This is a genomic window from Alteromonas sp. KUL150 (genome assembly GCF_009811475.1).
Lineage (GTDB): Bacteria > Pseudomonadota > Gammaproteobacteria > Enterobacterales > Alteromonadaceae > Alteromonas > Alteromonas gracilis.
Map to the genome: position 1 here is coordinate 66,660 of NZ_BLIJ01000039.1, position 24,986 is coordinate 91,645.

Genomic DNA, 24,986 nt, shown 5'->3' on the forward strand with positions numbered 1-24,986 from the left:
GCTTATGCCTCCTTGTTACATAGTGGGAAGCCTAATGCTTCACGCGCTTGGTAATAACTTTCTGCACAGGCTTTAGCTAAGGTTCTAACACGAAGTATATAGCGCTGACGCTCGGTAACGGAGATAGCATGACGGGCATCAAGTAAATTAAATGCGTGAGACGCCTTCATTACTTGCTCGTAAGCAGGTAAAGGTAGGTTGTTTTCGATCAGCTTTTTGCTTTCTGCTTCGCATTCGTCGAAAGTTCTAAACAAGGCTTCAACGTTGGCATGTTCGAAGTTATACGTCGACTGCTCAACTTCGTTCTGGTGGAAAACATCACCATAGGTAACTTTACCCATAGGGCCGTCGGTCCAAACCAAATCATAGATACTATCTACGCCTTGCACGTACATGGCGAGTCGCTCAAGACCGTAGGTAATTTCACCGGTTACTGGCTTACATTCGATCCCACCTACTTGTTGGAAGTAAGTAAACTGAGTGACTTCCATACCGTTTAGCCATACTTCCCAACCAAGACCCCATGCACCTAGCGTTGGCGATTCCCAGTTATCTTCAACAAAGCGAATGTCGTGAACTAACGGATCAAAACCTAACTCTTTCAAAGAGCCCAAATACAACTCCTGAATGTTATCAGGCGAAGGCTTGAGCATTACTTGGAACTGATAATAATGCTGTAAGCGGTTTGGGTTTTCGCCGTATCGACCATCAGTAGGTCGGCGGCATGGTTGAACATAGGCGCTACTCATTGGCTCTGGACCCAAAGAACGTAAAAACGTCATAGGGTGAAATGTACCTGCACCCACTTCCATATCCAGAGGCTGAATAATAACGCAGCCCTGACGCGCCCAGTAATCTTGAAGCGCAAGGATCAACCCTTGGAAGGTCTTAATATCGTATTTCTGCATACATCCGCTGCTTATTGGTTATCTGACTAAAAATAAAGGTGGGATAGTATACAATTTGTGAGGCATAGTATGTAGGTGTAAAGGGTGAAAAAACGTTACGAATAAAGCCCAATTGCCTGTTCACAGCAAGGATTTAATCTTCATTCATGTCAAACCAAAAGAAAACACACAAAAAAACACCTTTACATCGATGTGGCTGGGTGAGCAACGATCCTATCTATCTTGTTTACCACGATAACGAATGGGGGGTACCGGAGTTGGACAGTCGCGCACTTTTTGCCAAGTTATGTCTTGATGGTCAACAGGCCGGTTTATCTTGGCTGACTATCTTAAAAAAACAGCAGAATTTTGAGCGCGCGTTTCACCAGTTTGACCCTGAAAAAATAGCTTTAATGGGATCTTCCGATGTCGATAGGCTTATGCTTGATAGTGGGATAATAAGAAATAGGCTGAAAATAGAGTCGATTATCAAAAATGCCAAGGGGTTTCTTACCATAGAAGAAACACAGCCGTTTAGTGAATTTATTTGGCAGTTCACTGAGGGACGTACCGTTATCAATGCATGGAGCGATTCCAAGAAAGCGCCAACCTATACGCAGGCGTCGAAGGCGATGTCAAAAGCATTAAAAAAACGCGGGTTTAATTTTGTAGGTGAAACGATTTGCTATGCGTTTATGCAGGCCGTAGGTATGGTTAACGATCATGAAGTAAAATGCCATTGTTATGAGCAAACTTGCCAGCTCGCTGTTAAATGACATCAGCTACATCAATTCATCAGACGTCGTTGAAGAGCAATAGCGTTAATAAAAGGAGAGAGTTTTGCCTATTATCTATACGGACTGGTATAAGACATTGACCGCACGCAGTCTGCGCATCGGCCAATTTTCAAAAAACGAGAATACGTGCCCAACAGATTTATTTATTTGTCATAAGTGTTTGGCAATAGGTTTGCAAAGGAGGAAGCTCTGCTAACACTTTTGACTCGTACTCCGACTCGATTTGCTCTCGGGCTACATCCTGCTTTCTACGTTCGCTTTTAGGCAGCTTTTGCCTCTCTTCTAAAACCGCAAACCCACTTATTTCAGCAAAAAGCGCATAAATCTGAGGATACTGCGCCTTAAAATCTGGTGGTGTTTTAATTGGCAGCGCATTCAGCAAGTTCACTATGCGGATAACGCCTTCCGATAAATCGCACTGTTGCTGATCCATCGCTTTAGCAATAACAATAATACTGTCGGTGATATTGGCTATCCTAGATTGCCTTGCGGCCTCCTGACGTGCCTTCTGCTGTTTCAAAAGGAACAGCAGCTTACCTGCATAAAAACCCAATCCAACAATAATTAATAGTGCTATGCCTGAAAGTACTGCCCAAAGCATGAATTCTTCCCGTTCTTATTAATGCTTGAAGTCGTCAATGTTAATAGCGTCTAAATCGTCAAACGGATCCATATCATCGTCTTCATCGTCCTCTTCGACTATGCCAAGTAAATCGCAAAGAATACGGTGACGGGCCATCTTTTCATCAACATAAGCCTGTTGTTCTCGAGTCAATGGTTTGTCGTCATCAAGCTTATCGAGTAAGTCAGATAGGCGTTGGTCAGCCTCTAGCGCAGCCAACTCTTGTGCTGGTGTAGCGAACTTTTTCTTTTGAACGGGTGTTGGAGTGACAGATTTAACGAGCTGAATAGGCTTTTTACTGCCGTGGCGAGGATCTTTATTCTCTGCACTCTTTTTGCCAGTCACTTTTTTCTGTTCAACATTGTGGCGATTACCAGCAGGCTTGCCTTTGTGCTTTTTCGGGCGAGGCGAGTCAGATTTGCGGTTTTCGCTAGGTTTAAAGTCAGGATCTTTTCGAACGCCGATCAAGCCGACTTTACGAGATTTCTTTGAACGTGCCATAATTTCCAAATAACAAAGAGAGTGAAAAAACAACGCTATTATAGCGCGAATTCGTGCCTACGTATTGATCTTTGGGTTAGCAGTCGAAAATCAATACACACAAGTTTAAGTATTCGATGTTTCGCTCTAGCGTTTTCTCATTAAAACGACATCGTTTTCCGGAAAACTGACATCTAACCCATCTCTACGCGCTAAAAACTCGAAGGTAGCCACACTGAAAAAACTAACGTGAGTTATATCATTCTTATAGTGCCAATTAGCAAAGCGCGCTTTATCAATCACCCGTTTTGTCATAATGGCAAGTACACCTTCGGAGGCTAGAAGTGTGGTAAGCAATGCCCATTCCTTATGAGGAGTATGAAAGTGCTCTATAGCTTCTGTACACGTAATGATGTTGTAGTGTTGTTCTAGCGCTTGAGGCGTATTGGCATAGAAGGGGTCGTAAGTGTTCATTTGAATACCTTCATCTTCTAGCATGCTTGCTAAAACTGGGGCAGGGCCACAACCGAAATCTAATCCTCGTAATTCTTCGCTGCTTAACTCTTTGATAATGGGGGTTAAGGGCGTCACAAGCTTTCTTAAAAACTTTTTGTAACCTTCGTCTTCAAAATTATTTTCATGCAGATCATATTCTTGTTTTTCCTGCTCTTTAGATGGTAAGTAATCAGGAGAAACATAGACTAAGCTGCAATGGTGGCATTGAAGGTAGTCACGTTTTTTATCACTGTGATAATGAGACGGTGGTGTAGAGCTTAAACATAAAGGGCAAGACATAAAAAAGCGGGTAATTTAAGAAGTACTAGAAAAAGAAAAAGGTGATGGTTTTCACCATCACCTTGCATTGTATGAGTGTCAATGACACCTCTCCCGTTATACACATCTATGTGTATCTGGCTTCCCTAGCTGTGCTCCCCTTATTTTTTTTGTTAGCAGAGCTGTATTGTTGTTTTTGGCCCTCGTGGCTCTTTATCCTGTCTTCCATGCTGCATTTTTATTATTATTCTTGTTATTTAGCCTGTAGGTTTTCAAAGGCCCCTACAAACTACGCCGTTAGATTACACGAATAATTTCAAAATACAACTTTTTCGGTAACAAAATTTTAACAACAATGTTTAAAAACGGTCACGCTTAGTGTAAGCCCGCGATATAGTTAGATAAAATCTCGATATCTTCATCGGTTAATTTCATTGCGATATCACGCATCATGCCATTCATGTCGTTATGACGCTGACCTGAACGGAATGCTTTAAGCTGTGAGGCTGTGTAAGTTGCGTGTTGACCGCTGATATCAGGGAAGCCAGCTAAGCCCATACCGTTACCTTTCGGTCCGTGACATGCGATACACGCTGTTACGCCTCTCGACTCGTCGCCGCCTTGGTAAAGTGTACGTCCAGCTTCAACGTACTGCTCAGGTGTTTCGCCGGCTTTTGGCTCTTGACTCGAGAAGTAAGCCGCTAAGTCTTTCATGTCTTGTTCTGAAAGAGGAGCAGCCATACCGTTCATAACAGCGTTGTTACGACCTTCTTCACCGCCCGTTTGAGAGGCTAGCTTAAATTCGGTTAATTGTTTAACGATGTACTTCTCATGCTGGCCAGCAAGTTTTGGGTTCATGTCAATCATGCTGTTGCCATCAGGGCCATGACAGGCTGCACATACTGCAGATTTCGCTTTTCCTGCCTCGGCATCGCCTTCTGCTATCGCAGTCGCGCTTAAACCTAAAGACATACATACCAACAAACACAGTTTTTTCATAATAAATCTCTTAAATGGATCCAACGGCTCGCGTGATATACGTGATATCATGCGTATTTTACACATTTAACGCGTCAGAAAAACCTATTCCATGATAAAACTATGGTTTTTAGCTGGTTTATTCATTAAATAACTGTAAACCAAAGGTTGTGACGCATGTTGAGGTTATTCTAGATGTCGTACTACACCAAAGCAAAATTCTTTACGAGTGCACCAGACATTCGTCACTTGAAAAATGACACTGGCATTGAAGTCGCCTTCGCGGGTCGTTCTAATGCAGGGAAATCAAGCGCACTTAATACCCTTACTCGTCAAAGAAACTTAGCGAGAACGAGTAAGACGCCAGGTCGAACCCAATTAATCAACGTATTTGAATTAGAGGAAGAACTTCGTCTAGTGGACTTACCTGGCTACGGCTTTGCCAAAGTTCCTGTGGCAATGAAAAAGAAATGGCAGGCATCACTGGGCGAGTACTTACAGAAGCGTAAATCGCTTAAAGGTTTGGTAGTGCTGATGGACATTCGTCATCCATTTAAAGATTTAGACCAAGACCTTATTCATTGGGCTGTAGCGTCAGATATACCAGTATTGGCACTACTTACAAAAGCTGACAAATTAAAAAGCGGCAAGCGAAAAGCACAGCATCTTATGGCTCGTGAGGCCGCAATGGCGTTCATGGGCGATGTAACCGTACAAACCTTCTCGTCACTAAATAAACATGGTTTACCAGAACTAGAGCGCATTTTAGATACATGGTTCGGTTTAAATAAAAATGAAAGTGGTGAAGAGTCTGACAGCGAAGGGGAGTGATAACTTTTGCTATCTTGATAACAAAGTCGTGTGTTTGAAAAAAGAACGCCCCGCGAAGTGCGAGGCGTAAACTGAGAGAAAACACATAAAAACCGTAGATATAGAGTAGCCAGAAATAGAGAAGTTCAGAAAAAGTTAAAAAAATTATTTTTAAATTTTTAAATCACTGATAATTAAAAATTATTACTTTTCTGCAGACATAAAAAAACCCCGACAAAACTGTCGGGGTTAAAGCAAAGGTTTGAAAACAGCTTTCTCACCTCTGTACCCTACATGCGTAATATTACAACAACGCACAGAAAAGGCAAGGGTGTTATGTAATTAAATTACCAAATAGTGAAGCGTATTCTTACATTTCACTGTTAAAACTGTAATCTAATTACCGAATTAGTGCGCCTCGTCCCAGTTTTCGCCCACGCCTGCTTCTACAACAAGTGGCACATTTAACGTAGCGGCACTTTCCATTAGCGAAGTAATAGTAGAAACATAAGCATCTACTTTGTCCTCTTTAATTTCAAAAACCAGTTCATCGTGTACTTGCATCATCATAGTGACATCGTCAGATGCATTTTTTCTTATCCAGTCATCTACCTTAATCATTGCCATCTTAATGATATCTGCTGCTGTCCCCTGCATCGGAGCATTGATTGCGGCGCGTTCAGCTCCTTTTCTACGGGCTCCATTACTTGCTTTAATATCTGGCAAATAAAGCCTACGACCAAATACAGTTTCTACATAGCCTTTTTCTTTTGCGGTCTCACGGGTTGAATCCATGTATTCAAGTACACCAGGATAGCGTTCAAAGTAGAGATCCATGTATTTTTGTGCTTCATTACGTGGAATATTAAGTTGTTTCGATAAACCAAACGCGCTCATTCCATAAATAAGACCAAAGTTAATCGCTTTTGCACTGCGTCGCTGCTCTGTTGTCACGTCTTCTAATGGCACACCAAATACTTCAGCAGCCGTTGCCTTATGGATATCCTTACCGTTAGCAAACGCATCTAGAAGACCTTTATCGCCAGACAGGTGCGCCATAATACGCAGCTCAATTTGAGAGTAGTCAGCTGCGACAAACTTATTTCCTTCCCTTGGAACAAACGCCTGACGTACGCGACGACCTTCTTCATTGCGAATAGGAATGTTTTGTAAATTAGGATCCGTTGATGAAAGGCGCCCTGTTGCCGTTACCGCTTGATGATAAGACGTATGCACTCGACCTGTGCGGTGATTGATCATTTTCGGTAGCTTATCGGTATAGGTATTCTTGAGTTTTGTTAAGCCGCGATATTCCATAATCTTTTTTGGAAGTGGGTATTCTAGCGCAAGCTCTTGTAGTACATCTTCAGACGTGGACGGCGCGCCTTTAGGTGTCTTTTTAATTACAGGTAGCGACATCTTTTCAAAAAGAACATGCTGAAGCTGTTTGGTTGAACCTAGGTTAAATGGTTCACCGGCTTCTTCATGCACCTCGTTTTCAAGTTCAGCAATACGTGTAGCAAGGTCTTGGCTTTGTTGACGCAGTCTTTGACTGTCAATTAAAACTCCTTCTTGCTCCATTCGAGAAAGAACACAGGCAAGGGGAACTTCAACATCTATCAGTAGATTTTTAAGCTCAGGAATATCCTTCAACTTACTCCAAATTGCATTGTGTAATCGAAGGGTGATATCGGCGTCTTCTGCGGCATAAGGCCCAGCTTCATCAAGATTAATTTGGTTAAACGTGAGCTGTTTAGCACCTTTGCCTGCAATCTCTTCAAAATGAATCGTTTTATGGCCAAGGTAGGCGAGGGCGAGTGAGTCCATATCGTGGCGCTGTGCAGTACTGTTCAGTACATAGCTTTCAAGCATAGTGTCGAAGCCTATGCCGTTTAACGTAATGTCGTAGTTAGCTAAAACATTCTTATCATATTTAATGTGCTGGCCTACTTTTATTACTTGGTCTGATTCCAAAATAGGCTTCAAGGCATCCAGTACAAATTCTCTTGATAATTGTACTGGTGCGTCGGGATAATCATGGGCAACAGGCACGTAAGCAGCTTCGCCTTCTTCAATACAGAACGACACGCCAACTATCTCTGCATCCATGTAGTTCAGGCTGGTGGTTTCGGTATCAAAAGCAATTAATTCGGCTTTCGCTAATTTATCAACCCACTCATTAAAGCGGTCCTTATCAAGTACGGTTTCGTATTTTGACTTATCAATCTCGACAGAGAGCGAAGAACCACTTTCTTCTTCGTTGTCGTCGTTATCGTTAGCATTTGTACTTGGGGTGTTTGATGTATCACCCCCCGCAACCAGTGCACTCACTTCGGCATGCCAGCGCTTAAATTCATATTCTGCAAACAGATCGCGAAGCTGTTCGTTGTCTGCCTGGCAAGGCATCAGTGTTTCGACATCATACTCTAAGTCTAGATCAACACTGATAGTGGCAAGTGTATAGGAAAGGCGAGCTTGTTCCTCATACTCTTCCATTTTAGCAGCCATTGACTTGCTACCTCTAAAGGAAAGATCGGCAATCTTATCTAAATTCTTATAGATGTCGTCAATGCCGCCAATACCGTTTAGCAAAGCTTGGGCGCTTTTATCACCTACACCCGGGACGCCCGGGATGTTATCAACTTTATCACCTTTAAGGGCTAGAAAATCGATCACGAGTTCCGGTGGAATACCAAACTTAGTATTCACTCCTTCAACGTCCATAATCTGGTTCGTCATGGTATTGATCAGAGTAACGTGTTCGTTAACCAACTGTGCCATATCTTTATCACCCGTACTGATCAGGGTTTCTATACCCTTTTCAGTAGCGTGTTTTGCTAACGTGCCAATCACGTCATCGGCTTCAACGCCTGACTCTACAATGACAGGTAAGCCCATTGCTTTAATGATGGTGTGTAAAGGCTCGATCTGACTTCTAAGCTCATCCGGCATGGGAGGGCGATTCGCTTTGTACTCTTTATAAATATCATCGCGAAACGTTTTGCCCTTGGCGTCAAAAATTACCGCCATATGGGTAGGATTGTATTGTTTGATCAAGCTTTTAAGCATGTTCACAACGCCATAAATAGCACCTGTGTCTTGACCTTTTGAGTTTGTCAGCGGCGGAAGCCCGTGAAAGGCGCGAAATAGATATGACGATCCATCGACAAGAATAAATGGGGGCTTTTTAGAGTCAGGCATAGATGACGTTTTTCCAATATACAATATGAGCGCAAGGATGCCACAGCCTTGATTAGATCGCCATATAATGAAGGAAGATTAAGATGGAGAGCGGATCGTTATTAGCCTGTGGATAACATTGTGATCTAAAGTTTAAGACACAGTGATCCAGATGATCTTTGTCAAATTAAAGATCACCTTTCAAATCAAGAAAAATAAGGGAATGAGACAAAGGTGTGAAAACAGCATACCTGCTACTAAACATTCCATTTTATGTGGATAACTTGGTGAACGTTTATTTTTGGTTTAACCAAGTTGGCCAAGTAATGTAGCATAACCATTAACATTGTATATACGTATTATTAAGAACTTTTTTTGAGCAATTGCGTGTTTAATAGCCAATTTTTTTATAAGTAGATGGCATGTCGCCTAGGAGAATAATATGAAGCAAGTAGCCGTGATTTTAAGTGGAAGTGGCGTATTCGACGGAGCTGAGTTGCATGAAGCGGTATTAACGCTTTTAGCCATTGAGCAAGAGGGGGCTTCTTATCAATGCTTCGCACCTGATGTGGAACAACTACACGTAATCAATCACCTTACGGGAGAGGTTGCCGAAGGTGAAACACGTAATGTTTTAGTTGAGTCAGCGCGTATTGCTAGAGGAAATATAAAATCGATAGCTGAATGCAACGTAAATGCATTTGATGTGCTTATTTTACCCGGCGGCTTTGGTGCTGCAAAGAACCTGTGTACTTTTGCTGTAGACGGCAAAAACTGTGCGTTCAATGAAGACGTACTCAACGTTTGTAAAGCCTTCGCTCGAGCGAAAAAGCCCGCAGCATACGCATGTATTGCACCAGCGCTTGCCGCAAAAGTATATGGCAATCAAACAAAGATGACGATAGGTAGCGATAAAGATACAGCTGAGGGCTTAAATGCGTTAGGTGCTTGTCACGTCGATTGTGCCGTTGATGAAGTGGTGGTAGATAACGACGCTAAACTCGTTACAACACCAGCATACATGATGGCAAATAGCATTAGCGAAGCTCATGCGAGTATCAGTAAAATGGTGAGTACCGTCCTTGCCATGAAATGATATCTGTACCATCTGTATTTGCATAGTAAAGTGATAAGGGGAGACAAAGGTTTCCCCGTATAGATAATCGCCTTATAATCAAAACTCTATACTCTCGACCATCGCTTAAGCTCAAACTATAGCGAGATGAATGTTTCTGATAGTGTTTTTAAACATTCATCCAACCCAAACGGCATAACATGCTAAAAAATGCATAGTAAAGAATCATTGGCCTTGGAGTGAGATGCTCTTTGGTATTGTTCAAAGACACACTGAAACGATTGCGCCGTTATAAGAACAAAGGCTTAATAAAAAATGCACTACCGTGCCATTATACGAATACTTGGATTACTGATTGCGCTCTTTAGCGTAACCATGATCCCACCTGCTATCGTGTCGTTAGTTTATCAAGATGGCAGCGGCCTTCCTTTCACCCTCGCATTTATATTGTGCGTTATTGGCGGTATGGCGCTGTGGTATCCCAATCGTCAGCAAAAAAATGATTTAAGGGCCCGTGAAGGTTTCCTTATCGTTGCGCTTTTCTGGACAGTACTAGCCAGTGTGGGGGCAATCCCGCTAATTTTGCTAGAACAACCAAGTATGACAATAACCGATGCTTTCTTTGAGTCTTTCTCAGGCTTAACAACCACTGGCGCAACGGTTATAGAGGGAATAGACTTTCTGCCGCACTCAGTACAATTTTACCGGCAGCAGCTACAATGGCTAGGTGGTATGGGTATCATCGTACTTGCCGTAGCAATTCTGCCTATCTTAGGTGTGGGGGGCATGCAGCTCTACCGAGCTGAAACGCCGGGCCCTGTGAAAGACAATAAGATGACACCACGCATAGCCGATACAGCAAAGCATTTATGGTACATTTATCTTTCAATCACTATTGCATGTGCTGGTGCATATTGGCTAGCAGGGATGAGTGTTTTTGACTCTATTTGCCACGCCTTTTCCACCGTCGCTATTGGTGGTTTTTCAAATCATGACGCCAGCTTGGGTTATTTTAACAGCCCTGTAGTAAATGTAGTCTGTACGGTCTTTTTACTTATCGCAGCGCTTAACTTTTCGCTCCATTATGCAGCGGTGAGCTCACGGTCAATAAAAGGTTACTTTAAAGATCCTGAATTTAAAGCGTTCTTTATTATTCAAGCGTCGCTTATCGGCATTTGCTTTTTAGTGCTTACGCTTTCAGGCTACTATAGTTCAGCGGAGCAAGCTCTCGACCAAGCTATGATTCAAGCGGTGTCAATCAGCACCACGGCAGGTTTTGCAACAACAGATTTCTCTGTGTGGCCAACGTTTCTACCCATCATGCTTATTTTTTCTAGCTTTATTGGTGGGTGCGCAAGCTCAACGGGTGGCGGTTTAAAAGTCGTACGGGTGTGCTTACTTTTCTTACAAGGTAAGCGAGAAGTTGACAGGCTAATTCATCCTAAAGCCGTGTACAGCGTAAAGCTCGGTGACCGAGCGATGCCTGATAGAGTCGTGGAGGCCGTGTGGGGGTTTTTCTCGGCTTATGCTGTGGTCTTTGTGATAATAATGATTGGTTTGATTGCCACTGGTCTCGACAATCTAAGCGCGTTTACCGCAACAGCTGCGATGTTGAATAACTTAGGTCCAGGACTTGGCAGTGTCGCTGCGAATTATGCTGATGTTAGCGATGCTGGGAAATGGATCCTGGTAACGGCTATGGTATTTGGACGATTGGAAGTGTTCTCGCTTCTGGTGCTGTTTTCTCCTACGTTTTGGCGTAGTTAATTTGAAAGTTCATAGCGCATCCAAGTTAAGAGAAAGGGCGATGAGTAGCGCCTTTTTGTGCGTGCCGTAAAATTTGTTTTAACGCTATTTTACCGCCTCTAATAACACTGTTATTAGTATTAATCCGCGTGTTGAATTCACTTCCTTATGCACTGCACTAGCCAAAGAAAAAAGCGCTTGGCTGGAACAGCTTTTCCACATCACCAATGTATTTTTTATCAACTAAGAACAAGATAATGTGGTCGTTAGCTTCTATTTTTGTGTCGCTGTGCGCGATTATTACCTGATCGTCGCGAACAATAGCACCAATGGTGGTGCCTGGTGGTAACTTAATATCACCGATTTGTTTTCCAACGACCTTAGAGGTATTTTCATCACCATGTGCAATGGCTTCAATGGCCTCAGCGGCGCCGCGTCTTAACGAGTAAACGTTAACAATGTCACCGCGACGCACGTGGGTTAATAGGGCGGAAATGGTGGCTTGCTGAGGTGAAAAGGCAATATCTATTTCGCCTCCTTGAACCAAGTCTACATAGGCGCTTCGCTGAATAAGCACCATGGCTTTTTGTGCCCCCATGCGTTTTGCTAGCATTGCTGACATTATATTCGCCTCATCATCGTTAGTAACGGCGATGAAAGCGTCTACCTGTTCAATGTTTTCTTCACTAAGTAGCTCTGGGTCAGAGGCATCGCCACTGAAAACGATGGTTTTATCTAAATTGGCGGAAAGGTACTTCGCCCGCTCTGGGCTATATTCAATCAGCTTTACATTGTGGTTATGCTCTAGCTTTTTGGCTAAACCTGCACCAATCAATCCACCGCCTGCAATCATAATTCGCTTATAGCTAGACTCAAGCTTTTGAAGCTCGCTCATCACTGCACGAATATGTTTAGTCGCTGCAATAAAGAAAACTTCGTCGTCAGCCTCTATCACGGTTGTTCCTAATGGACGAATAGGACGGCCCCGCCTATATATGGCAGCAACGCGAGTTTCTACGTTAGGCATATGGTCTTTAAGTGCAGATAGAGCGTGTCCGACTAACAAACCACCATAGTAGGCTTTTACTGCAACCAAGCTCGCCTTACCGTCAGCAAACTCAACCACTTGAAGCGCACCTGGATAGTCAATAAGACGTTTGATGGCTTTAGTGACCAGTTGTTCTGGCGCAATAATATGATCAACGGGAATATCTTGCTGCTTATAAAGCTGCTCTTGATAGATGATGTATTGCTCAGAACGTACACGGGCAATCTTGGTAGGGGTTTTGAACAAGCTGTAAGCTACCTGGCAGGCCAACATGTTACTTTCATCACTGTTGGTCACTGCTATCAACATATCGGCGTCTTCTGCGCCGGCTTTACGCAGTACATCAGGGTGTGACCCCACACCAGTCACTACTTGCAGATCAAGTCGGTCTTGAAGTCCACGCAGTATGGTAGGGTCTGAATCGATAACGGTAATTTCGTTATTCTCACCGACGAGGTTTTCAGCAAGCGTGCCACCTACTTGTCCTGCACCCAAAATGATGATTTTCATTGTTATTATTTTGCCTTCGTATTCGTGCCGGTCTTACGTTTATGATATTGCACAACTATTGAGCTCTCATTCTGCCGACTTTACCAGTCTCGCATAATAGAAACCATCCATTTGTTGTTCACCTGGTTTAATTTGGCGACCAGGTTTTTCAGGAGTTTCGGTTTTCGTTATCGGCGACAACATTGCATCGGGAGTATCTGATAAAAACTGCGCTATTTGCGTTGCGTTTTCTTTTGGCAAAATGGAGCACGTAGCATAAAGCAGGGTACCGCCGGGCTTTAGTAGCCCCCACAGAGTATCCAAAATACGGCGCTGCAGCTGCGCGAGATTATCTATATCATTGGCTTTACGTAACCAGCGAATATCCGGATGGCGACGAATAACACCTGTGGCAGAACAAGGTGCGTCCAGCAAAATTCTATCGAACAGCTTACCGTCCCACCATGAATCAGGGGCAGCAGCGTCCCCTTGTTTAATATCAACCTGATGCTTAAGCCGTGTCATGTTTTCTTCGACGCGTTTAAGACGGCTGGCATCCGCATCCAAAGCCAATACATATTCGGTGTTTGGTTCGCGCTCTACAATATGACCTGTTTTCCCGCCGGGCGCAGCGCAACAATCTAAAATACGTTCATTTGTCTGCGGCTTTAAATAATGTACCGCTAACTGAGCCGCACCATCTTGTACTGCAAAGTGGCCTTTTTCAAAGCCAGGCAGGGCGGTGATGTCTTCTCTGTTGGTAAGTATGATCGCATCTGAATGCTGATCGCTCAGCGTGTATTGAACCCCGGCGCCATCAAGTGCTTCAGTGAAAGCTGTTAAGGATGTTTGAAGCGTATTAACGCGAAGCCAAATAGGGGCCATTGCGTTTGTTTCATTTCGCACGTGATCTGCATCAGCATCGTAGGCCTCTTCTATCGCCTTATACAGCCACTTGGGCAGGCCACTATTAATGATGGCATCATCAACTGGTTTGCAAGCAAGCTCTTCACGCTGAAAATTACGTAGCACTGCGTTCACTAAGCCTTTAAGCCCGGAAGCATTTAAATACGACGCTGCGGCCACCGTTTCACCTACCGCCGCATGCTTGCTTACTCGAGAAAAATTAAGCTGATAGAGGCCAAGAAGAATCAAATGCTCAACGACTTTTTTGTTACCCTTTAAAGGTCTATCGAGCAGGGTTCTGAGCCAATGCTGCAGTATTGGAAGACGACGCATTACTCCCAGCGACATTTCCTGTAACCATGCATTATCTCTTGCATTGTGCCTGCGTTGAACGCGCTCTAAACACTCTCGAGATGATTTACCTTGCTCTAAGATTTGATAGATAACCCACGCACAATCGGCACGTAAGTTTTTTTGTTTCGGTAGAGGTAGTGGTTTCACGTTTAATCCGTTTGTGTCAGACAACGACCTACTTCAAACCAAGCTTTGCGAGCATTGATTACGTCAGAGGCAGGGAGCGCTTTCTTACCAGGGATCTGAAGCAATGTAATACAAAGCGCGTCCCGTCCAGTAGCAACAGTAATACCTTCTTTATTCGCGCTAACGATAGTTCCGGGAGAAGTTTTATTAGGGAGGGTAACCACATTGGCAGCCCACACTTTTACATTTTGGTCTTCAACCTGCATCCAAGCTACGGGCCATGGATTAAACGCTCGAATATTGCGTTCAATCTGTTCGGCGTCATCAGACCAATCAATTAAGGCTTCTTCTTTAGACAGCTTCTTGGCGTAGGTTGCCTGTGTATCATCTTGCTTCGTAGGAGAATAACTTTCGAAGTCATTGACTACATCTACCAAGGCTTTAGGTCCAAGTTCGGCAAGTTTGTCGTACATGGTCGCGCTAGTATCGTTAGCAGCAATGGGCAACGTTGCAATGTATAGCATGTCACCTGTGTCCAAGCCTTCGTCCATCTGCATTATAGTTACACCGGTTTCAGCATCTCCTGCCCATATAGCACGTTGAATTGGCGCTGCACCGCGCCACTTAGGCAAAATTGAACCGTGTACATTGATACATCCGAGTCTCGGCGCATTAAGCACCGCCGTTGGGAGTAACAGACCATAGGCAACAACAACCATTAAGTCGGCGTTAAGGGCAGCAAGTTCTTGCTGTGCATCTTCGACTTTTAAAGAGTGGGGTTGGTAAACAGGAATGTTACTTTCTTCTGCAAGTACTTTAACAGGGCTGGCTGTTAGCTTTTTACCACGTCCGGCAGGTCTGTCTGGCTGTGTGTAAACCGCAACAACCTCGTGCTCACTATCAAGTAGTGCCGATAAATGTTTAGCTGCAAAATCCGGAGTACCGGCAAAAATGACTTTCAATGGCGCTGTCACGTTAATCCTTAAGCTTTAGCTGCAAGACGTGCTTCTTTCTCAAGCTTTTTGCGAATGCGTTGGCGCTTGAGAGGGGAAAGATAGTCGATAAACAACTTACCCTTTAAATGATCGAGTTCGTGCTGGATACAAATGGCCAACAGCCCTTCAGCATCTAGCTCAAACGACTCGCCATTTTGATCTAAAGCTTTAACGGTAATCGCTTCTGCTCGCTCTACTTTGGCGTAGTTGCCCGGCACAGATAAGCAACCTTCTTCACTAATTGTCGAGCCTTCTTTACGAATAATTTCAGGGTTAATAAATACGCGTGGCTCGTTTTGATCTTCTGATACGTCCATTACAACAACTTGAACATGGCGGTTAACTTGCGTAGCTGCAAGGCCAATTCCGTTCTCGTCTTTCATGGTTTCGAACATATCCGATACCAGTTGTTTAATTTCGTCGTTAACCTCTTCGACGGGTTTAGCTACCGTACGAAGACGCTCATCAGGAAAACTTAATACGTCTAAAATTGCCATTTCTCGCTTACTTCACCTTTTCGCTGTATAAATTCATATACGATCTAATTGCCAGCACGCTTTACAGTGCCTATTAAGTTACTATTCTAACGTATATCGGTTACTTTCGTGCAGTTTTTTGCCGAAGACCTATAAGAATAACAACTTTTGCCGATATAGTGCTATTGTGCGAAAAAGCAACAAAAAGAGATAGTGAATAATTTGCAGGTGGTTAATTTGAAAAAACGATTAATAGGCGCTCGCCGCGGCGCAATATTACTTATTTGTGCATTGTTGTCGTTACCTGCATTTGCGCTTCAGCTCAAAGAGACAGCACCGGAAACCTATACGGTGAAGCGTGGGGATACACTTTGGGCTATAGCAAATATCTTCTTAAACGAACCTTGGCTCTGGCCTGAGTTATGGCGTACCAATACGCAAATAGATAACCCTCACTTAATCTATCCAGGCGATGTAATTGTTGTTGGTTTTGTTGATGGTGAGCCTGTTTTAACGGTGAAACGAGACAAACCCACTTACAAACTTTCACCATCCACAGACAGACGCCTTAAACCAAAGCCGGTAGACGTCCTCTCTTGGACAACGCTCTCTCCGTTTATCAGGCAGCACATGCTTCTTGAAGAAGGCGCCTATAAAGCATTGCCTAAGTTGTTGGGCAATCAAGACGGAAACGTGAGATTTGCTTCGGACGATTTTGTCCTCAGTCAACAGCAATTCAGTACTGACGATCAGTTTAGGGTAGTGAGAAAGCACGCTACTATAAAAAATCTAGACGGAGAAATATTGGGTATTCAAGTTACTCACGTATCTTCGGCTTCGTTGGTAGAAAATGGGCAAGCTGACGATAGTATGTTGCTTTTTATTGACGATGCGGATCAGGAAGCAAAGCGTGGCGATAAGCTAATGGCGGGTGGGTTCGACCATCCCGATAGCTTTGAATTGGTTCCAGCTAAATCGCAAAGAGGAGCAGTAGTTGGCGACTTACATGAATACGATTTGCTTGGTAAGTACGATGTTGTCATCCTCGACTTGGGCTCCGTAGATGTTTCTCCTGGTACCGTCTTGGGAGTTTACGCTCAAGGGCCAGCTATTATTGACGAAGAAAGCCCGCGCTATGTCGATGAGCCTGGCGCAAGAAGCGGCGGAGAATGGTTTATCGATACGGTATCACAGCCCGCACTCAAAGTTGGCGAAGTCGTAGTATTTAAAACATTTGATGCGGCAAGTTATGGATTAATAACGCGAGCGAATAAAGGAATTAAGCGCGGCTTCATAGTGGCGAAACCTTAATGCTTTTTTAAGTTCATTGTCGCTCACTAAGGAGCGATGATGAACTTACAGCTAACACCCCCCGATAGTACGCAGTTACCGTGGGTTAAACTTGCTTCTGCACAGAGCGTTTCGCCAAAGAGTTGGCTAGAAGTGCTGGAGCGCTACCAGCTTTCTCCCCATGAGCTTTTAAAAGAAAACACAGCCCTTTGCGAAAAGACAAAAGCGCTTATCGGTCAAATATCACAACCGTATGTCGATGCTGCGTTCAAATGGAAAGAAGCCGGTCAAAATAGACATATCATCACCGTAGACTCGCCATTTTATCCAGCGTTACTCAAGCAACTGGACAGCCCGCCATTCGTATTATTTGCTACCGGCAATTTAGAACTGTTAGGGCAAAAACAAATCGCAGTGGTAGGTAGTCGGCGAGCCAGTCATCAAGGCAAACAAATTGCCAATGACTTTTCTCTGAGCTTATCTAATAACGGAGTGGTAGTGACGAGTGGTCTCGCAATGGGAATAGATAGCGCTGCACACCAAGGCGCTATGGCAGGGAGCACAGGCACCATTGCAGTTATGGGGACTGGGCCTGATAAAGTTTATCCAGCTAAAAATATCCAGATACTTAATGACATTAACCATAATGGGGGGTTAAGCATTACAGAGTTTTTCCCCGGGCAGGGACCTAAGCCTTGGCACTTTCCTCGTCGCAATCGAATAATTGCGGCATTATCTCTTGGAACCTTAGTGGTAGAGGCAAAAATTAAAAGCGGTACCTTGATAACTGCAAATTTGGCCGCAGATCTTGGGCGAGAAGTATTCGCTGTGCCAGGAAATATCTTTCACGCGTATTCGGAAGGTTGCCACTGGTTAATCCAGCAAGGCGCAAAATTAGTAACTACTAGCAACGATATTCTCGAAGAAATTGAGGTTTATCCCGAGCAAATAAGCTTAGGCATAGATGAACAAGACGAAAAAAGTGCAGCGAATAGCTTGGCAACCGATAAATTATTAGCTAGTGTGGATTATGACATCACCGCTATTGATGTCATAGCCCAGCGCAATGCCTTATCTGTATCGCAAGCAATGGCATCATTATTAGAATATGAGTTGCGTGGTTTAGTAGCTGCTGTCCCTGGTGGTTACGTTAAATTGAGGGGAAAATAATATGTTCGATATCCTCATGTATCTGTTTGAAAACTTCATTCACAGTGAAACGGAAATTCGTGTTGATCAAGACGAGTTAACGGAAGAGCTTGTGCGCGCAGGATTTCATCACGATGAGATTTATAAAGCCCTCGCATGGTTAGAAAAGTTAGCAGCACTGCAAGAAACGGATATTAAACCGTATTTTTGCAAAGGCATTAGCACTAGCTTAAGCCGTATCTACACGCACGAAGAACAAATGCGTTTAGATGTGGAATGTCGCGGTTTTCTTATGTTCTTAGAACAGGTCAACGTTTTGGATGCGTCTACGCGCGAGATGGTAATAGATCGCGTTATGGAAATTGACTCTAGCGAATTTTGTTTAGAAGATCTGAAGTGGGTTGTGCTAATGGTACTGTTTAACGTGCCTGGCAAAGAAAAAGCCTACGCGCAGATGGAAGATCTTTTGTTCGAAGAGCCAGATGGTGTTCTGCATTAATGCAGTCGTAGACTCTGGCATTTAAAAAAACCTACTTAAGAATACGCTGTGAAATAGCAGCGTGTTTAAGGCCTTAACGTCTAATACATGTCTAAAATAGACCATTCACTTTTTTCAGCGCACGAGCATGCTCTTGATGATAATTTCGGAGACTGCCCGGACTGCGGTAAACCTCTTCACATAAAGAACAGCAAATCAGGTCCCTTTATAGGTTGTTCGGGCTATCCTGAATGTACTTTCAGCAAGCCACTTCACGATAAGCAAACCACTATACTCAAAACCTTAGAGGGTGTAGCCTGCCCTGAATGCGCATCTGACTTGGCAATAAAAAAGGGCCGATTTGGTATGTTTATCGGCTGTACTAATTTTCCTTCTTGCCATCACATTGAGCCTATAAAAGAAAAAGAAGATACTTTGGTAGATTGCCCAAAGTGTGAGAAAGGCCAGTTAATCTCGCGTACTAACAAATACGGCAAACAGTTTTTTGCGTGTAACCATTATCCGAAATGCCGTTATGTGCTAAATTTCACGCCAGTAAATGAAAAGTGCCCCGAATGTGGATGGGGAGTTTTAATAGATAAAAAAGGGCAGATTCAGTGCCCTCAGCCAACTTGTGGCTTTAAAAAGTAACTATACGAACAACTATACGAAGAACTATACGTAGAGATTAAAACCATGTCTGATATCCAAAATGGGAGCGTAAATACGTTTAACCCCGTTGAGGCTAGTTTATCTGAAGTAGACCCAGTTGTTGCCGCATTTCAAGCTGGTCGTTTAATCGTTTATCCAACCGAAGCGGTAATGGGTATCGGGTGCGACCCAGATAACGAAGAGGCAGTAAATGCGCTATTAGAGATAAAGCAGCGACCAGTTGAAAAAGGCGTGATCTTAATTGCTGCGAATTACAGTCAATTGCTGCCTTATGTTGACGACAATGCTATTCGTCCTGACAGGCGCACCGATATCTTTTCAAGTTGGCCGGGTCCTAACACTTGGTTATTACCCAAGTCGGCGTCGGCACCAGCATGGTTGACGGGCAAGCACAGTAAAATAGCTGTGCGTGTAACTAATCACCCTGTAGTGGTGGCGTTATGTAATAAGCTAGGTAGGCCTTTAGTCTCTACAAGCGCTAACCTTACCGGTCAACCGCCGGCTACCACCACTGAAGAAGCAAAAGCCGTATTCGCCGATTCTGTCTTTTACATTGACGGAGAAGTTGGCGGTGCATCCAAACCCAGTACCATTCGCGATGGTGACACAGCAGAGGTAATAAGAGTATGACATCAGCAGAATTACTGGATGGTAAAAACGCCGCCGAAGTCATTGAACAGGTAAAAAGCTATCTATTAGGATTGCAAGACACCATTTGCCAAACGCTGGAGCTTGCTGATGGCAAAGGTCAGTTTGTTGAAGACAGCTGGCAGCGTGAAGAAGGAGGCGGCGGCCGCTCTCGAGTACTAAAAAATGGTGCGGTGATTGAGCAAGGTGGCGTTAACTTTTCCCATGTATTTGGAAGCCAAATGCCCGCATCGGCAACGGCTAATCGACCTGAACTTGCAGGGCGAAATTTTCAGGCGATGGGCGTATCTCTCGTAATTCACCCACATAACCCGTATATCCCAACATCCCACGCTAATGTTCGTTTTTTCATTGCTGAAAAAGAGGGCGAAGCCCCCATTTGGTGGTTCGGTGGTGGCTTTGACTTAACACCATTCTATCCGTTTAAAGACGATGTCGCGCATTGGCACAACACTGCGAAGAAGTTGTGTAAGCCATTTGGCGAGGATGTGTATCCTAAATACAAAAAGTGGTGCGACGACTATTTTTACTTAAAGCATCGCAACGAAACCCGCGGCGTTGGCGGTTTATTTTTTGATGATCTTAATGAATGGGGCTTTGAACAGTCATTTGCATTTATGCAAGCAGTCGGTAATGGGTTTATCGATGCTTACGTCCCTATTGTCGAGCGCCGCAAGCACGCTGATTACGGCGAAAGAGAGCGTGATTTCCAGCTTTATCGAAGAGGGCGCTACGTTGAGTTTAATCTTGTGTTTGACCGCGGTACCTTATTTGGTTTGCAAACTGGTGGGCGTACGGAATCCATATTAATGTCGATGCCACCGTTAGCCCGCTGGGAGTATTGCTATTCACCTGCACCAGGTAGCGCTGAAGCTAAGTTAACAGACTGGTTGAAGCCTACTGACTGGTAACGCGCCACAAACGAGGCGTTATCGGGGTTTAAAACTTACTCACTACCACAATAGTTAAACACCGATTTCAATGACTGAAAAAGCGCCGTGTAATATTTTTACACGGCGTTTTTTGATCTACATCAATACTGAATATCATCAGTGTTTCAGTAGCTTACCAACCTTGCGCTGGATCAATGTTTCGCTAAGCGAAAGGCGTAAAGTAGCGCCATCTTGGTTAAACATATAAAGAGACACATCATGCGCAAACACTTTCTATCTGCATCTGCACTTTGTCTTACACTTGCTGCACTTTCACCTTTAGTCAGCGCTCATCAACAGGGCGACTGGATTGTTCGAGGCGGTCTTACGACGGTAGCTCCGGATGAATCAACGTCTAATATCGTGGCCGGTGGGACGGATCTTGGCGTTGCACTTAATATTGGCAACGATACCCAGTTAGGTTTAAACGTTGCGTACTTTATTACCGACAATATCAATATAGAACTTCTGGCAGCAACGCCATTTAAGCATGATGTTAACTTTTCCGTTGCCGATCCATTAGGTACGGGTAATCAGCTTGGTGAGGTAACACACTTACCGCCGACATTGACGGCTAACTATTACTTCAATGATGCAAGCTCGGCGTTTCAGCCTTACGTTGGTGCAGGGATTAACTATACCTTTATCTTTGACGAGGAATTTACGGGTGCAAATGAAACGGCGGGTTTAAGTGACCTATCGTTAGATAACTCATTTGGCTTATCTGCCCAAATAGGTATGGATTACCAAATCGATAAAAAGTGGCATGTAAACGCGTCGGTTCGCTATATAGATATTGATACTGAAGCCACATTTAAAGTGGGCGAAGCTTCTGGCACTGTAAACGATATTGAAATAGACCCGTGGGTTTATACACTATCTGTAGGTTACACTTTCTAAAGTTTTATTACTGGTAAGTTAGGCTTTCACAATTGCACTACTTTATGCGCCACAAAGAGCGTAGACAGTACAGGGGACTTGCGCGTTAGAAGGTTAATCCTTTTTACGCGCTTTTTTATTGTGTATTCACCATGTGTTCGGCAAGTTGGTCAAGCGCCTCAATTAACTGTTGTGCTAAAGTAATATCATCAACGGTTTTAAACATGGCTTTTCTCATGCAGTACATCCACTGTGCCTTTAACTCGGGTGTTACTGTGTAGGGAAGATGACGCGCACGCAGACGCGGATGACCAAATTGCTGCTGATAATCATCAGGGCCGCCAAGCCATAAACTCAAATATAAAAAAAACACATGACGAATTCTGTCTAGTGGCTGAGGGTGAATAGTAAGTAGTTCTTTCGCTAGCGGATCGGTCTCCATAATGTCGTAAAAAGCATTTGCTAACTCCCGTACTTTCTCCTCTCCACCTATACGCTCATATGGTGTACTCTTCTTAGAACGATTGTTGCTTTTCTTTATATTAAATAAGTCTCGTATTCCCATGAAAAAATTCGCTGTATTCGGAAATCCTATTTCACAGAGTTTATCACCAACTATTCATCAAATGTTTGCAGATCAAGTGGGAGAAAATATTTCTTATGAAAAAATACTTGCGCCAGTAGACGGTTTTGTAGATGCCGCCAACGCGTTTTTAGCTCAGGAAGGCGCGGTAGGTTGTAACGTCACCATGCCTTTTAAGCTTGATGCATTCAACTTAGCAAAGGTAGATGACCAAGCGGCTAAAGATGCACAAGCTGTTAATACACTAATGAATGGTGGCAATGGTGATGTGCTTGGATACAACACAGATGGTGTTGGGCTGGTAAATGATTTACTCAATAATAGAGCGGAAATTAAGGGCAAACGTGTATTGCTTATTGGTGCCGGTGGCGCAGCCCGTGGCGTCATTTCGCCGTTATTAAAAGCAGGTGCCGCTTCTTTAATCATCGCCAACAGAACAAAAGCGAAGGCTGAGGAAGTAGCATCCGCTTCTTCAAACCCTAAAGTGCAGGTGGTGGCGATAGAAGATATCGCAGATGTTGCGCCTCATATTATTATCAATTCAACAGCCGCCAGTTTAAGCAATGAATTGCCGTGTAGTTTGACTGATGGTGTTTTACAACACTGTGAAGTGGTTTACGACATGGTCTATAAAAACTCACCCACGCGCTTTATGAGAAATGCGGCTGAGCTAGGTGTTAAAACACAAATAGATGGGCTAGGAATGTTAGTTGAGCAAGCGGCCGAAGCCTTCTATATATGGACACAAAAGCGCCCTGACACATCGGATATTGTAAAGCGGGTCAGAGATATCGTTGAGCAAAGCGAGAAGCGAAACTAGTTCGCTTCTTCAAGATATTCATCTTTTAATACTACGTAGTTAATGGCCGATTGTTTTAGGAATGCTATTTCAGCGTCGTTGAGTGGCCTTTTCTTTTGCATGGGGTTTCCTACATAAAGAAATCCGCTCTCTAATCTCTTGTTTGGCGGTACTAATGTACCTGCACCAATGAACACATCGTCTTCAACTATAACACCATCCATTACAATTGCGCCCATACCTACCAGGATACGATTACCTAATTGGCAGCCATGCAGCATACATTTGTGCCCAACGGTAACGTCCTCACCAATAATAAGTGGGAAGCCGTTGGGATTTTTCTCAGATTTACGGGTAACGTGTAAAACACTGCCATCTTGAATATTAGAACGGGCGCCAATACGAATTTTGTTCACGTCACCACGGGCTGCTACTAACGGCCAAATGCTGGCATCATCTTCTAATACTACATCTCCAACTATTCTTGCAGAGGCATCGATGTAAACGTGCTTCCCTAAAATAGGTGAGACACCCTTAAAGCTATCTACTGATTTATGCATTACACACTCTTATAAACGAAGTAGGAAAGTGAATGATGCAAACTTTAACAGCAAAAAAGAAGGGTTGATACTGATAAGCGCCTAGAGAATCCCCAATGCAAACACCGCCCAAGGAATGTCGAAAAGAAAAATGATAGAGTAATGCGTTACGAAAAATATCGAGAAGAATAGATGTCAAAACGCTATGTGTTTTTTACCGGGCTTGCTTATGCATACCCTATATACAGACCTCTACAAGAAGCAATAAGAGCTAGAGGCGATGAAGCTGCGTGGTTTTTAGAGGATGGGTGTCCTGACCTTTTAGAGGCTGATGAGTTGAGGCTTAATAGCGTTGAAGACATTATCGATTTTAACCCTCTCGCAATTTTTGCATGCGGGAATCTCATATTTCACTTTTTACCTGGCATAAAAGTGTCTGTGTTCCATGGATATCCCATAGGCAAGCGAGGAGAAAAGAATAACGAAAAAGATGACCACTTTTCTATTCGCGGGTGGTTTGATATGTACTGCACTCAAGGCCCAAGCAGCACAGAGTATTTCAAGAAGCTCGAAGCAAAACATCAATTCTTCAAAGTGTATCAAACGGGGTGGGCAAAGGTTGATCCTTACTTCCTAGACTATGAGAAGCATAATAAGGCTCCAACTATCCTCTATGGCACAACCTTTTCACAGGGAATTTCATCAGCCCCACATCTGGTTGACACCATAAGCCATCTGGCAAAAAGCAAAAATTGGAATTGGCGATTGACGTTTCATCCAAAGATTAGCGACCAAGCGCTTTTGAATAAGTACCGTGCGTTGGCAGACGAACATAGCAATGTTTCATTTATTGATAATGTACGATTAGAAGACTTCCAGCAATCTGACGTTATGTTGTGCGACAGTAGTTCAATTATCCTAGAGTTTATGTTGATGGATAAGCCTGTTGTTACTTATTGCAATACAAACCCTGGAAAACATCTTTTGAATGTTACCGATGTGAATGAAGTAGAGGGCGCAATAGAAACGGCATTGTCTCGACCTGATGACTTAATGAAAGACGTTAATGACTTTGCTCATTATCATGAAGCATATAGAGACGGACATAACTGCGAGCGGATTTTAGATGCGGTTGATGACTTCAATAACAACTATAAAGATAAAATTAAGAAGAAGCCTTTGAACCTTTGGCGCAAGTTTAGGTTAAGGAATAAGCTGAAATATTGGGAATAGTTGGTATTTTGAGCGTTCAAAACGAATATGACACTTTTTTT

Annotated in this window: 25 protein-coding genes; 13 read left to right on the forward strand and 12 right to left on the reverse strand. The window is 43.6% G+C overall.

Annotated features, from left to right (window positions below; translation table 11 throughout):
* Positions 1 to 2: 2 nt before the first annotated feature.
* Positions 3 to 908 (reverse strand): glycine--tRNA ligase subunit alpha, encoded by a 906-nt coding sequence (gene glyQ / locus GVO62_RS09460; protein WP_025257136.1) that lies wholly within the window; start codon positions 906 to 908, stop codon positions 3 to 5.
* 146 nt (positions 909 to 1,054) lie between these two features.
* Here glyQ and GVO62_RS09465 point away from each other — a divergent pair, with 146 nt between their 5' ends.
* Positions 1,055 to 1,663, forward strand: a complete 609-nt coding sequence (locus tag GVO62_RS09465) for a DNA-3-methyladenine glycosylase I (RefSeq protein WP_159118788.1) — start codon at positions 1,055 to 1,057, stop codon at positions 1,661 to 1,663.
* A gap of 160 nt (positions 1,664 to 1,823) precedes the next feature.
* Here GVO62_RS09465 and GVO62_RS09470 read toward each other — a convergent pair whose 3' ends face one another.
* The 4 genes from GVO62_RS09470 to GVO62_RS09485 form a co-directional block, all read right to left on the reverse strand.
* Positions 1,824 to 2,285 (reverse strand): DUF2489 domain-containing protein, encoded by a 462-nt coding sequence (locus tag GVO62_RS09470; protein WP_105932378.1) that lies wholly within the window; start codon positions 2,283 to 2,285, stop codon positions 1,824 to 1,826.
* An 18-nt stretch (positions 2,286 to 2,303) separates the two neighbouring features.
* On the reverse strand, positions 2,304 to 2,807 hold the full coding sequence (gene yihI, locus GVO62_RS09475) for a Der GTPase-activating protein YihI (RefSeq protein WP_105932377.1): 504 nt from the start codon (positions 2,805 to 2,807) through the stop codon (positions 2,304 to 2,306).
* A 126-nt stretch (positions 2,808 to 2,933) separates the two neighbouring features.
* Positions 2,934 to 3,581, reverse strand: coding sequence for a class I SAM-dependent methyltransferase (locus tag GVO62_RS09480; protein ID WP_159118790.1), 648 nt, complete (start codon positions 3,579 to 3,581; stop codon positions 2,934 to 2,936).
* Positions 3,582 to 3,935: 354 nt separating this feature from the next.
* Positions 3,936 to 4,559: a c-type cytochrome gene (locus GVO62_RS09485; protein WP_159118792.1), complete on the reverse strand. Its 624-nt coding sequence runs from the start codon at positions 4,557 to 4,559 to the stop codon at positions 3,936 to 3,938.
* 174 nt (positions 4,560 to 4,733) lie between these two features.
* Between GVO62_RS09485 and yihA the strand changes: the two genes are divergently transcribed.
* Positions 4,734 to 5,369, forward strand: coding sequence for a ribosome biogenesis GTP-binding protein YihA/YsxC (yihA, locus tag GVO62_RS09490; protein ID WP_159118794.1), 636 nt, complete (start codon positions 4,734 to 4,736; stop codon positions 5,367 to 5,369).
* Positions 5,370 to 5,756: 387 nt separating this feature from the next.
* On the opposite strand, the gene polA is transcribed toward yihA, so the two are convergent.
* Positions 5,757 to 8,549 (reverse strand): DNA polymerase I, encoded by a 2,793-nt coding sequence (polA, locus tag GVO62_RS09495; protein WP_159118795.1) that lies wholly within the window; start codon positions 8,547 to 8,549, stop codon positions 5,757 to 5,759.
* Between the two features lie 421 nt (positions 8,550 to 8,970).
* On the opposite strand from polA, the gene elbB reads away from it, so the two are divergent.
* Complete coding sequence (elbB, locus tag GVO62_RS09500) at positions 8,971 to 9,624, forward strand: isoprenoid biosynthesis glyoxalase ElbB (protein WP_159118797.1); 654 nt, start codon at positions 8,971 to 8,973, stop codon at positions 9,622 to 9,624.
* A gap of 294 nt (positions 9,625 to 9,918) precedes the next feature.
* Positions 9,919 to 11,370, forward strand: coding sequence for a TrkH family potassium uptake protein (locus tag GVO62_RS09505; protein WP_159118799.1), 1,452 nt, complete (start codon positions 9,919 to 9,921; stop codon positions 11,368 to 11,370).
* Between the two features lie 157 nt (positions 11,371 to 11,527).
* Here the strand turns inward: GVO62_RS09505 and trkA are convergent, their stop codons facing one another.
* The 4 genes from trkA to def all read right to left on the reverse strand — a co-directional run bounded on the left by trkA (position 11,528) and on the right by def (position 15,764).
* Positions 11,528 to 12,907, reverse strand: a complete 1,380-nt coding sequence (gene trkA / locus GVO62_RS09510; protein WP_105932370.1) for a Trk system potassium transporter TrkA — start codon at positions 12,905 to 12,907, stop codon at positions 11,528 to 11,530.
* Positions 12,908 to 12,973: 66 nt separating this feature from the next.
* On the reverse strand, positions 12,974 to 14,293 hold the full coding sequence (gene rsmB / locus GVO62_RS09515; protein WP_159118801.1) for a 16S rRNA (cytosine(967)-C(5))-methyltransferase RsmB: 1,320 nt from the start codon (positions 14,291 to 14,293) through the stop codon (positions 12,974 to 12,976).
* Between the two features lie 2 nt (positions 14,294 to 14,295).
* Positions 14,296 to 15,246: a methionyl-tRNA formyltransferase gene (fmt, locus tag GVO62_RS09520; protein WP_159118803.1), complete on the reverse strand. Its 951-nt coding sequence runs from the start codon at positions 15,244 to 15,246 to the stop codon at positions 14,296 to 14,298.
* An 8-nt stretch (positions 15,247 to 15,254) separates the two neighbouring features.
* Positions 15,255 to 15,764, reverse strand: coding sequence for a peptide deformylase (gene def, locus GVO62_RS09525; protein ID WP_159118805.1), 510 nt, complete (start codon positions 15,762 to 15,764; stop codon positions 15,255 to 15,257).
* 216 nt (positions 15,765 to 15,980) lie between these two features.
* Here def and GVO62_RS09530 point away from each other — a divergent pair, with 216 nt between their 5' ends.
* From GVO62_RS09530 to GVO62_RS09560, 7 genes are all read left to right on the forward strand, one after another.
* Entirely contained in the window at positions 15,981 to 17,054 is a 1,074-nt protein-coding gene (locus GVO62_RS09530) for a LysM peptidoglycan-binding domain-containing protein (protein WP_159118806.1), read from the forward strand.
* 39 nt (positions 17,055 to 17,093) lie between these two features.
* Positions 17,094 to 18,203: a DNA-processing protein DprA gene (gene dprA, locus GVO62_RS09535; protein ID WP_159118808.1), complete on the forward strand. Its 1,110-nt coding sequence runs from the start codon at positions 17,094 to 17,096 to the stop codon at positions 18,201 to 18,203.
* A 1-nt stretch (position 18,204) separates the two neighbouring features.
* The gene (locus GVO62_RS09540) at positions 18,205 to 18,681 is read left to right on the forward strand and encodes a DUF494 family protein (protein ID WP_025257120.1); all 477 of its coding nucleotides are present in this window, start codon (positions 18,205 to 18,207) and stop codon (positions 18,679 to 18,681) included.
* 87 nt (positions 18,682 to 18,768) lie between these two features.
* Positions 18,769 to 19,311 (forward strand): DNA topoisomerase family protein, encoded by a 543-nt coding sequence (locus tag GVO62_RS09545; RefSeq protein ID WP_105932365.1) that lies wholly within the window; start codon positions 18,769 to 18,771, stop codon positions 19,309 to 19,311.
* 45 nt (positions 19,312 to 19,356) lie between these two features.
* Positions 19,357 to 19,962 (forward strand): L-threonylcarbamoyladenylate synthase, encoded by a 606-nt coding sequence (locus tag GVO62_RS09550; protein ID WP_159118810.1) that lies wholly within the window; start codon positions 19,357 to 19,359, stop codon positions 19,960 to 19,962.
* A complete protein-coding gene (hemF, locus tag GVO62_RS09555; RefSeq protein ID WP_159118812.1) occupies positions 19,959 to 20,891 on the forward strand; it encodes an oxygen-dependent coproporphyrinogen oxidase in 933 nt (310 codons plus the stop codon). The genes GVO62_RS09550 and hemF overlap by 4 nt, the downstream gene beginning before the upstream one ends.
* A gap of 240 nt (positions 20,892 to 21,131) precedes the next feature.
* A complete protein-coding gene (locus tag GVO62_RS09560; protein WP_159118814.1) occupies positions 21,132 to 21,812 on the forward strand; it encodes an OmpW/AlkL family protein in 681 nt (226 codons plus the stop codon).
* A 115-nt stretch (positions 21,813 to 21,927) separates the two neighbouring features.
* Here GVO62_RS09560 and GVO62_RS09565 read toward each other — a convergent pair whose 3' ends face one another.
* Positions 21,928 to 22,356 (reverse strand): group II truncated hemoglobin, encoded by a 429-nt coding sequence (locus GVO62_RS09565; protein ID WP_159118816.1) that lies wholly within the window; start codon positions 22,354 to 22,356, stop codon positions 21,928 to 21,930.
* Between GVO62_RS09565 and aroE the strand changes: the two genes are divergently transcribed.
* On the forward strand, positions 22,355 to 23,194 hold the full coding sequence (gene aroE, locus GVO62_RS09570; RefSeq protein WP_159118818.1) for a shikimate dehydrogenase: 840 nt from the start codon (positions 22,355 to 22,357) through the stop codon (positions 23,192 to 23,194). The two genes, GVO62_RS09565 and aroE, sit on opposite strands and share 2 nt — an antisense overlap.
* On the opposite strand, the gene GVO62_RS09575 is transcribed toward aroE, so the two are convergent.
* Complete coding sequence (locus GVO62_RS09575) at positions 23,191 to 23,733, reverse strand: gamma carbonic anhydrase family protein (protein WP_159118819.1); 543 nt, start codon at positions 23,731 to 23,733, stop codon at positions 23,191 to 23,193. The genes aroE and GVO62_RS09575 overlap by 4 nt on opposite strands.
* A 171-nt stretch (positions 23,734 to 23,904) precedes the next feature.
* On the opposite strand from GVO62_RS09575, the gene GVO62_RS09580 reads away from it, so the two are divergent.
* Positions 23,905 to 24,945, forward strand: coding sequence for a UDP-N-acetylglucosamine 2-epimerase (locus tag GVO62_RS09580; RefSeq protein ID WP_159118821.1), 1,041 nt, complete (start codon positions 23,905 to 23,907; stop codon positions 24,943 to 24,945).
* Positions 24,946 to 24,986 lie beyond the last annotated feature (41 nt).

What these genes read in the sequence shown, in the direction of transcription:
- glyQ (WP_025257136.1), bottom strand. Translation starts at nt 908, where the DNA reads ATGCAGAAATACGATATTAAGACCTTCCAAGGGTTGATCCTTGCGCTT.
- GVO62_RS09465 (WP_159118788.1), top strand. Translation starts at nt 1,055, where the DNA reads ATGTCAAACCAAAAGAAAACACACAAAAAAACACCTTTACATCGATGT.
- GVO62_RS09470 (WP_105932378.1), bottom strand. Translation starts at nt 2,285, where the DNA reads ATGCTTTGGGCAGTACTTTCAGGCATAGCACTATTAATTATTGTTGGA.
- yihI (WP_105932377.1), bottom strand. Translation starts at nt 2,807, where the DNA reads ATGGCACGTTCAAAGAAATCTCGTAAAGTCGGCTTGATCGGCGTTCGA.
- GVO62_RS09480 (WP_159118790.1), bottom strand. Translation starts at nt 3,581, where the DNA reads ATGTCTTGCCCTTTATGTTTAAGCTCTACACCACCGTCTCATTATCAC.
- GVO62_RS09485 (WP_159118792.1), bottom strand. Translation starts at nt 4,559, where the DNA reads ATGAAAAAACTGTGTTTGTTGGTATGTATGTCTTTAGGTTTAAGCGCG.
- yihA (WP_159118794.1), top strand. Translation starts at nt 4,734, where the DNA reads ATGTCGTACTACACCAAAGCAAAATTCTTTACGAGTGCACCAGACATT.
- polA (WP_159118795.1), bottom strand. Translation starts at nt 8,549, where the DNA reads ATGCCTGACTCTAAAAAGCCCCCATTTATTCTTGTCGATGGATCGTCA.
- elbB (WP_159118797.1), top strand. Translation starts at nt 8,971, where the DNA reads ATGAAGCAAGTAGCCGTGATTTTAAGTGGAAGTGGCGTATTCGACGGA.
- GVO62_RS09505 (WP_159118799.1), top strand. Translation starts at nt 9,919, where the DNA reads ATGCACTACCGTGCCATTATACGAATACTTGGATTACTGATTGCGCTC.
- trkA (WP_105932370.1), bottom strand. Translation starts at nt 12,907, where the DNA reads ATGAAAATCATCATTTTGGGTGCAGGACAAGTAGGTGGCACGCTTGCT.
- def (WP_159118805.1), bottom strand. Translation starts at nt 15,764, where the DNA reads ATGGCAATTTTAGACGTATTAAGTTTTCCTGATGAGCGTCTTCGTACG.
- dprA (WP_159118808.1), top strand. Translation starts at nt 17,094, where the DNA reads ATGAACTTACAGCTAACACCCCCCGATAGTACGCAGTTACCGTGGGTT.
- GVO62_RS09540 (WP_025257120.1), top strand. Translation starts at nt 18,205, where the DNA reads ATGTTCGATATCCTCATGTATCTGTTTGAAAACTTCATTCACAGTGAA.
- GVO62_RS09545 (WP_105932365.1), top strand. Translation starts at nt 18,769, where the DNA reads ATGTCTAAAATAGACCATTCACTTTTTTCAGCGCACGAGCATGCTCTT.
- GVO62_RS09550 (WP_159118810.1), top strand. Translation starts at nt 19,357, where the DNA reads ATGTCTGATATCCAAAATGGGAGCGTAAATACGTTTAACCCCGTTGAG.
- hemF (WP_159118812.1), top strand. Translation starts at nt 19,959, where the DNA reads ATGACATCAGCAGAATTACTGGATGGTAAAAACGCCGCCGAAGTCATT.
- GVO62_RS09560 (WP_159118814.1), top strand. Translation starts at nt 21,132, where the DNA reads ATGCGCAAACACTTTCTATCTGCATCTGCACTTTGTCTTACACTTGCT.
- aroE (WP_159118818.1), top strand. Translation starts at nt 22,355, where the DNA reads ATGAAAAAATTCGCTGTATTCGGAAATCCTATTTCACAGAGTTTATCA.
- GVO62_RS09565 (WP_159118816.1), bottom strand. Translation starts at nt 22,356, where the DNA reads ATGGGAATACGAGACTTATTTAATATAAAGAAAAGCAACAATCGTTCT.
- GVO62_RS09575 (WP_159118819.1), bottom strand. Translation starts at nt 23,733, where the DNA reads ATGCATAAATCAGTAGATAGCTTTAAGGGTGTCTCACCTATTTTAGGG.
- GVO62_RS09580 (WP_159118821.1), top strand. Translation starts at nt 23,905, where the DNA reads ATGTCAAAACGCTATGTGTTTTTTACCGGGCTTGCTTATGCATACCCT.